Genomic DNA, 6,615 nt, shown 5'->3' with positions numbered 1-6,615 from the left:
GGAGCCCTTTGCCAGGGAGATGGGAATAAAGCTGAGGGAGCTGAGAGAAGGCTATGCCCTGGTGGAGATGAGGGTGAGGGAGGAGCATGAGAACATCTTCGGCTATGCCCACGGGGGCGCCACCTTTGCGCTCATTGACGCCGCCTTTGAGCTGGCGGGCAACTCTCGCGGCAGGGTAAGCGTGGCGCTGAATATGAATGTAACCTACACCTCACCTGTTAGGCGAGGAGATGTGCTGCGCGCCGAGGCGAGGGAGATAAACACCACCCGCAGAACTGGCCTATACGAGATAAAGGTGAGAAACCAGGACGATAAGCTTGTGGCGAGCTGCAGCGCCCTCGTGTACCGCACCGACAGGAAGCTCGTGGAATAACTACTCCAGCTCATAGTCGGCGATCAGCTGCTCTATGCTGCGCTTCTCCTCCTCCAGAAAGCCCAGGGTGAGCATCGCCACGCCCCTGTATAAGAAGGCCCTCTCACTTTTTAGTATATCCTCACAGAATCTGGGCACCCACTTAAGCAGTTGCTCGTTGAGGAACTTCTTTTGAATGTGCAGATTCCTCAGAATCTCACCTTTATCTCCAAGCGAGGAGATTCTGTTGCATATGAGGCCCATAAACGCCAGTTCCATGCCGATGTGGTCCTCCGCCTCCTTCACATCTCCACCCTTACTCACCTCAGCCTCTGCATATATCTCCTTCATCCTCAGCGTAGCCTTGCCGTAGGGTGCACCTTCCTCGTAAACCGATTGATACGGCGACACTATCGGCTTCCCGGGGCCTATGAATAGCCTTGCAAACTCATCCTGGGCATCTAGATATCCCTCCTTCATATCCTTCACGCTTGCCGCCCATTCCTTCAGAATTTTTACTCCCTCTTCTATCTCCCTGTTGCCGTATTCAAGCTGAAACTTTCCATTCATCAAATCTCTTACAAGCTCCTCCGGCGGCCCCTCAAGGTACAGCCACGAGAGGAAGTAGTAAAAGTCCCTTCTCGAATCCATTATCCGCCTCAAATTCTACCCTCCATTAAAAGCTCTAAAACCTTCTTCCCCCGGCAGCGCTCACAGAACTCCAGAAGCCTTATCTGAAGCGAGCCCTCGGGTATTCCAGCCTCAATAAGTCTCTCAGCAGACTTCCTGAGCATGGTCCTGGAAATCACGTGTCTGCCGCAGCCTGCACAGGGGAGCATCTCCTCCTCCACAAGCGTCTTCTTACTTTCACCCACGTACTCACCCAGGTCAAATATACCCTTCACCCTTATCGCACCCTCAGGGCATGCCCTCTCACAAAGCGAGCAGTTTATGCACCTCGAATGGGAAAACTCGAGCCTTGCATGCGATTTTGTAATCGCAGAGGTGGGACACATGGAGATGCACGCATTGCAGAAGGTGCATTTATCCCGGGCAACCTCCACATAGCCGAAGGGTAGCCCTTCGCAGCGCACCCTTACCTCCGGCAAACTCCATGAAGAAAAGACCTTCAGCACACCAAGCATGCGCTCCATCTGATTGCCTTCGATTTTTTCAACGGCGGCAAAGGGCGAAGGTGGGAGGTCGTTATAAAAGCCCCTTATAGCCTCTGCGGTTTCCTCAGGGCTTTTTCCCCTGATTTCAAGCAGAGCATTCCGCATATCATATCCCCCAAGCACCCTGGCTGCGAACTCCACAGTGGGGGTGCTGCAGGAGTAGCGGCACTCTCCGCAGCCGAGCACCACTATGCCGTCAGCACCCAGCGCAAAGGGCAGGAGCAGGTTGGGTATGGAAATAGCGCCGGTGCAGGGCAGGAAGATGGGGAGCACAGGAGGATACCTTAACCCCTTCTTTCCCATAGTGATAAGCTTTTCCAGCTGGTTCTCGCAGGTGAAGGCTATTACCTTCTTCCTCAGCTGCTCGCCGCTGAGAAGCTTCGACAGGAGGGAGTCCACTGCCTCCTGGGGCATGGTTGCAAGCTCCGGTACAGAGAGGGGACACGCAGCCGCGCAGGCACCGCAGCCGGAGCAGGAGGCTTCCGAAAACCTTATCCTCTCTCCCTCCCTTATCACCGCACCCTCAGGGCAGGAGGTTTCGCAGAGCTGACAGCCCACCAGGCTGCTCTTCCCGCTGGCACAGTGCTCAAGCTGAGCCTCGATGTATCTCGGCTTAACAGCTTTGTAAAACCCGGGGATGAGCTTTGAGAGCACCTCCGCATAATCCTCTCTGTCCCCGACATGAAATATTCCATATCTTTTTGGTCCCCTCCAGTCACCGAAAATCACCACCTGTCCAGCCTCTGCACTCGCCTCCCTCTTCTCAAAGCTTATCGCACCCACAGGACACGCCTTAATGCACCTGCCGCAGCGGGTGCAGGAGTCTGAGATGGAGAGGGTGAGCAGGGAGATTGCACCTTCAGGGCACACCTCGGTGCACTTTCCGCATGCAATGCAGGTGCGTGAGTCTATAGGTGCAACCTCGTAGTGGACCTTAAAATCACCAAATTCGCCAGCGATTTGCTTCACCTCACCCCCAAGAAAACCATGCACTGCACAGGGAGAAGCACTTCTCGCAATTATCTTCACGTCCACCTCCACGGAGAGAAACCTGGCGAATTCCCTGGCTTTTTCAAAGTCGCCAGCAAGAACCACATCTTTTCTACCACCCACCACCACAGGAGCAGGGGTGCGCTGGGCCTCAATCCCAGCTATAACGCTTTCCACAAGAAGTGCCGCCTTCTCTGTGGCTTCCTCTCTATCGTGAACCCAGCCACAGAGCTCGCGGATGTTTACTGTATAAACAGGAATACCTTTTTCCTCACCTAGTTTTTCAAAAATCTCATCTTTGTCGCTGCAGGCGGCGAGGCAGATGCTGTTCAACCCCCATTGCTTTGCAAGGTGTGCGATGTAGTCGAGGCCTTTTGGTGAGCAGAAATAGTCATAAACTTCGGTTCTTCCAATTTCTGATAGTTTTTTATCCAGTTTTTTGAAATCCACAGGATTTTGGTTCCCACATGCACATAAAAAAAATCCGTGCATATTTAAACTAGTTTATATTCTGCATATAAAATTTTGGGGCACATCCCATAGCGTATTTATGGACAAGGGCTAAAATGTACACCAGCGCAAAAAGACGTACTTTCTACTAAAGTGAAATTATTTGGATTTTTTCTAAAACTTTAAACTATTTGTAAGCTATTATTTGGCTAAATAGAAAAATTTTTATACAATGTAGACCATAATTACTATGTACCCAAAGGAGAGAGGAGGTTGGGCTATGGCATTATCTGCCATAAAAATGAAGAGACGTTCTTTTTTAAAACTGGCTGCCGCAACAGGAGGGGCGGTGGCTCTGAGCAAGTACTTCAAATACAGCGGTGCAGAGCTTTTTGAGCCTGTTGCTGCGCAGGAGGGTGGAGAGAAGGTAGAGCTGATAAAAACAATATGCATCCACTGCTCCGTTGGCTGCGGTATCTTAGCAAAGGTTGCGAATGGTCAGCTTGTGGGTATCGAACCCTGGGAGAACCACCCGATTAACCGCGGGAGGCTGTGCTCAAAGGGGGCGAGCATCCCCGCGAGCATAAACAACGACCACCGCCTGAAGTATCCGATGAAGAAGGAAGGCGGAAAGTGGAGGAAGATTTCCTGGGAGGAGGCGCTTACAGAGATAGCGAATAAGATGAAGGAGATTAGGGAGAAGTACGGCCCGGACGCTGTGTTCTTCGCGGGCTCTGCCCACGTGTCCAACGAGGCTGCCTACCTGCAGCGCAAGTTCATGGCCTTCTGGGGCTCAAACAACATAGACCACCAGGCGAGGATATGCCACTCCACGACCGTCGCGGGACTGGGGAACACCTGGGGCTACGGGGCGCAGACTAACAACTTCAACGACATGAGGCATTCGAAGAGCATAATCTTCTTCTCAAATCCCGCGGAGGCGCACCCGGTGTCTTTCTACCACATATACAAGGCGAAGCAGCGTGGCGCCGTGCTCATATGCTGCGATCCGCGCTTCTCGCGCACCGCGGCGCAGAGCGACCTGCACCTGCAGTTCAGGCCAGGCACGGACATACCCCTGGTGTGGGGCATCTGCCACGAGATAATAACCAACGGCTGGGTTGACGAGGAGTTTATAAGGCTGCGCACCCACGGCTACGAGTACGCGAAGGAGGTTATACTGCAGTACCCACCCGAGGTGGTTGAAGGAATTACGGGCGTGCCCGCGGAGAAGATTAAGCTGGCTGCCAAGCTTTTAGCCGAGAACAGGCCCGGGACGCTGCAGTACGCCATGGGTGCGACGCAGCACGAGGTGGGAACCCACAACATCCGCGCCTTTGCCATACTCCAGCTCATGCTGGGCAACGCCGCAAAGAGTGGGGGCGGGGTGAATGCCTTCAGAGGGCACGACAATGTGCAGGGCGCCACCGACTTGGCGGTGCTCTCCAACACGCTCCCCAGCTACTACGGGCTGAGCGAGGGTGCGTGGAAGCACTGGGCGAAGGTCTGGGGTGTGAGCTTCGAGTGGCTTCAGGGCAGGTTTGCCAGCAAGGAGCTGATGCACGCAAAAGGCGCTACTATGTCCCGCTGGCGCGACCTTGTGCTCGCCGAGGAGACGGGCGAAAAGCTCGGGCAGCCCACGCCCATAAAGATGGCAATCTTCTGGGGGCACAGCACGCCCTCGCAGGCGGGCACCTACTTTGTGAAGAGGGCGTACGAGAAGCTGGAGATGCTGGTAATCGTCGACCCCTACGTGGAGAGCGCGGCTGCTCTGCCGGAGCGCGACGACGGCATAATCCTGCTTCCCGCATGCACCAACTGGGAGTATCCTGGCACAGTGACCAACTCCTCGCGGCAGGTGCAGTGGCGCAACAAGGTGATAGACCCGCTCTACGACTCAAAGCCCGACGTTGAGATACTCATCGCCTTAGCTGAGAAGCTGGGCTTTGGCGAGGAGTTCACCAAGAACTTCAAGAAGCTTCCGGAGGATATCTACGACAAGGAGATTCGCGTTGGCGCCAGGGCAATAGCCATGAGGCAGTCCACCTGGCGGCTGAAGAGGCAGCAGGAGTACGACTACGTGTTCAACATCGAGACGCTGCGCGCCGAGGGCGGACCCTGTGACGGCGAGTACTGGGGCTTACCCTGGCCGTGCTGGAACGACGAGCATCCGGGTACGCCCATACTCTACCGCAATGATATACCTGTAAAGGATGGAGGCCATGACTTCCGTGCAAAGTGGGGCACTAAGGCGCCGGACGGCAAGACACTGCTCTCAGGCATCAACGGCCATCCGGAGCTGAACCCGGACGGTACCCCCGGACCGGGATGGAAGCTGGACCTAACCACCGAATACAAGGCGCTCATTGCCGCAAACAAGGTGCCCTACGGCAGGGGCAGGGCGCGAATATGGGCGTGGAACCTTCCCGACCCTGTGCCGGTGCACCGTGAGCCGGTTTGGACTCCCAGGCCCGAGCTTGCTAGGAAGTACCCCACCTTTGAGGACAAGGTCTACGGCGAGACCCACTTCAGGATAGAGACCAAGGGGAGGAGCATACAGGAGAGGGACATCTTAGAGAAGAGGATATACGAGGCGTATCCACTGGTGTTCACCTCGGGCAGGCAGGTGGAGCACCAGGGTGGAGGAGCAATAACGCGCTCCAATCCGATACTCGTGGAGCTTCAGCCCGAGATGTACGTGGAGATCAACCCCAGGGATGCCAATGACCGCGGAATTAAGGACGGAGACGTGGTGTGGGTGCACACCTACCGCGGCTATGAGCTTGGACACTATCGCTCACGCATCCAGGTCAAGGCTAAGGTTACGCGGCGCGTGCCTCCGGGTGTGGTGTTCCTGCCCTTCCACTGGGCGGGCATGTTTGAGACCGCTGAGTATACCAAACGCTTCCCCGAGGGTACTGCGCCGATTGTGATAGGAGAGTGCGCCAATACCATAGCTCCGCCCGGCTGGGCTCCGGAGACGCAGATGCAGACCACCAAGTCGGGGCTTTGCGAGGTCACCAAGGCGGGGGTTATCCCGGAGGCGATTGAGAAGCTCGCGAGGGCGTAGGAGGTGGGAAAGATGCCCAAGAAGTTTCTGCTCGACATGTATGTAAACCGCTGCCTCCGCTGCGGGGGCTGCGTGGCGGTATGCAAGACCCAGAACCGCACCCCGGAGGGCGTGAACAGAATCAGGGTGATAACCTTCGACGAGGGCGAGCCCACGGAGACCAACATGCCCATGCCCTGTTTGCACTGCAATGAGCCGCCCTGCATGTACGTGTGCCCCACCAAGGCGATATACAAGCGCAAGGAAGACGGGATAGTGCTGGTGAACAAGGACACCTGCATAGGCTGCGGCTACTGCTTGATGGCGTGCCCCTTCGGAGCTCCGCAGTTCGAGAAAGGCGCCTTCGGAAACAGGGGAAAGATGGACAAGTGCACCTTCTGCGTGGAGCCCTATGAGCAGAAGGATGAGCAGGGCAGGCTTATTCAGCTTGAACCGAAGCCCAGGTGCGCCATGGTGTGCGCCACGGGGCACCTTCTAGCGGGCGATGCCGGCGAAATCTCCGCCAAGCTCAGAGAGAGGGTGGGCTACAGGATGAGCAGAGGTGTGGAGAAGACCTTCCTGACCTTCTAGTCAGAGGC

The 6,615-nt window shown here is 55.7% G+C and carries 5 protein-coding genes; 3 read left to right on the top strand and 2 right to left on the bottom strand.

The window, feature by feature from the left end:
• Positions 1–373, top strand: a 373-nt coding sequence (locus ACXJJW_RS06775; protein WP_456474978.1) for a PaaI family thioesterase, incomplete at its 5' end; no start/stop codon positions are given.
• Here the strand turns inward: ACXJJW_RS06775 and ACXJJW_RS06770 are convergent.
• Both ACXJJW_RS06770 and ACXJJW_RS06765 read right to left on the bottom strand, forming a co-directional pair.
• A complete protein-coding gene (locus tag ACXJJW_RS06770; protein WP_456474977.1) occupies positions 374–1,003 on the bottom strand; it encodes a TorD/DmsD family molecular chaperone in 630 nt (209 codons plus the stop codon).
• A gap of 8 nt (positions 1,004–1,011) precedes the next feature.
• The gene (locus ACXJJW_RS06765; protein WP_456474976.1) at positions 1,012–2,967 is read right to left on the bottom strand and encodes a 4Fe-4S binding protein; all 1,956 of its coding nucleotides are present in this window, start codon (positions 2,965–2,967) and stop codon (positions 1,012–1,014) included.
• Positions 2,968–3,217: 250 nt separating this feature from the next.
• Between ACXJJW_RS06765 and ACXJJW_RS06760 the strand changes: the two genes are divergently transcribed.
• Both ACXJJW_RS06760 and ACXJJW_RS06755 read left to right on the top strand, forming a co-directional pair.
• Positions 3,218–6,037, top strand: coding sequence for a molybdopterin-dependent oxidoreductase (locus ACXJJW_RS06760; protein WP_456474975.1), 2,820 nt, complete (start codon positions 3,218–3,220; stop codon positions 6,035–6,037).
• 12 nt (positions 6,038–6,049) lie between these two features.
• The gene (locus ACXJJW_RS06755; protein ID WP_456474974.1) at positions 6,050–6,607 is read left to right on the top strand and encodes a 4Fe-4S dicluster domain-containing protein; all 558 of its coding nucleotides are present in this window, start codon (positions 6,050–6,052) and stop codon (positions 6,605–6,607) included.
• Positions 6,608–6,615: the final 8 nt, after the last annotated feature.

The organism is Candidatus Pyrohabitans sp. (assembly GCF_054014795.1).
This window is presented reverse-complemented; position numbering and strand designations above follow the sequence as displayed.

Excerpts from the sequence above, each read along its gene's own strand:
- ACXJJW_RS06755 (WP_456474974.1), top strand. The coding sequence starts at position 6,050 with ATGCCCAAGAAGTTTCTGCTCGACATGTATGTAAACCGCTGCCTCCGC.
- ACXJJW_RS06760 (WP_456474975.1), top strand. The coding sequence starts at position 3,218 with ATGTACCCAAAGGAGAGAGGAGGTTGGGCTATGGCATTATCTGCCATA.
- ACXJJW_RS06770 (WP_456474977.1), bottom strand. The coding sequence starts at position 1,003 with ATGGATTCGAGAAGGGACTTTTACTACTTCCTCTCGTGGCTGTACCTT.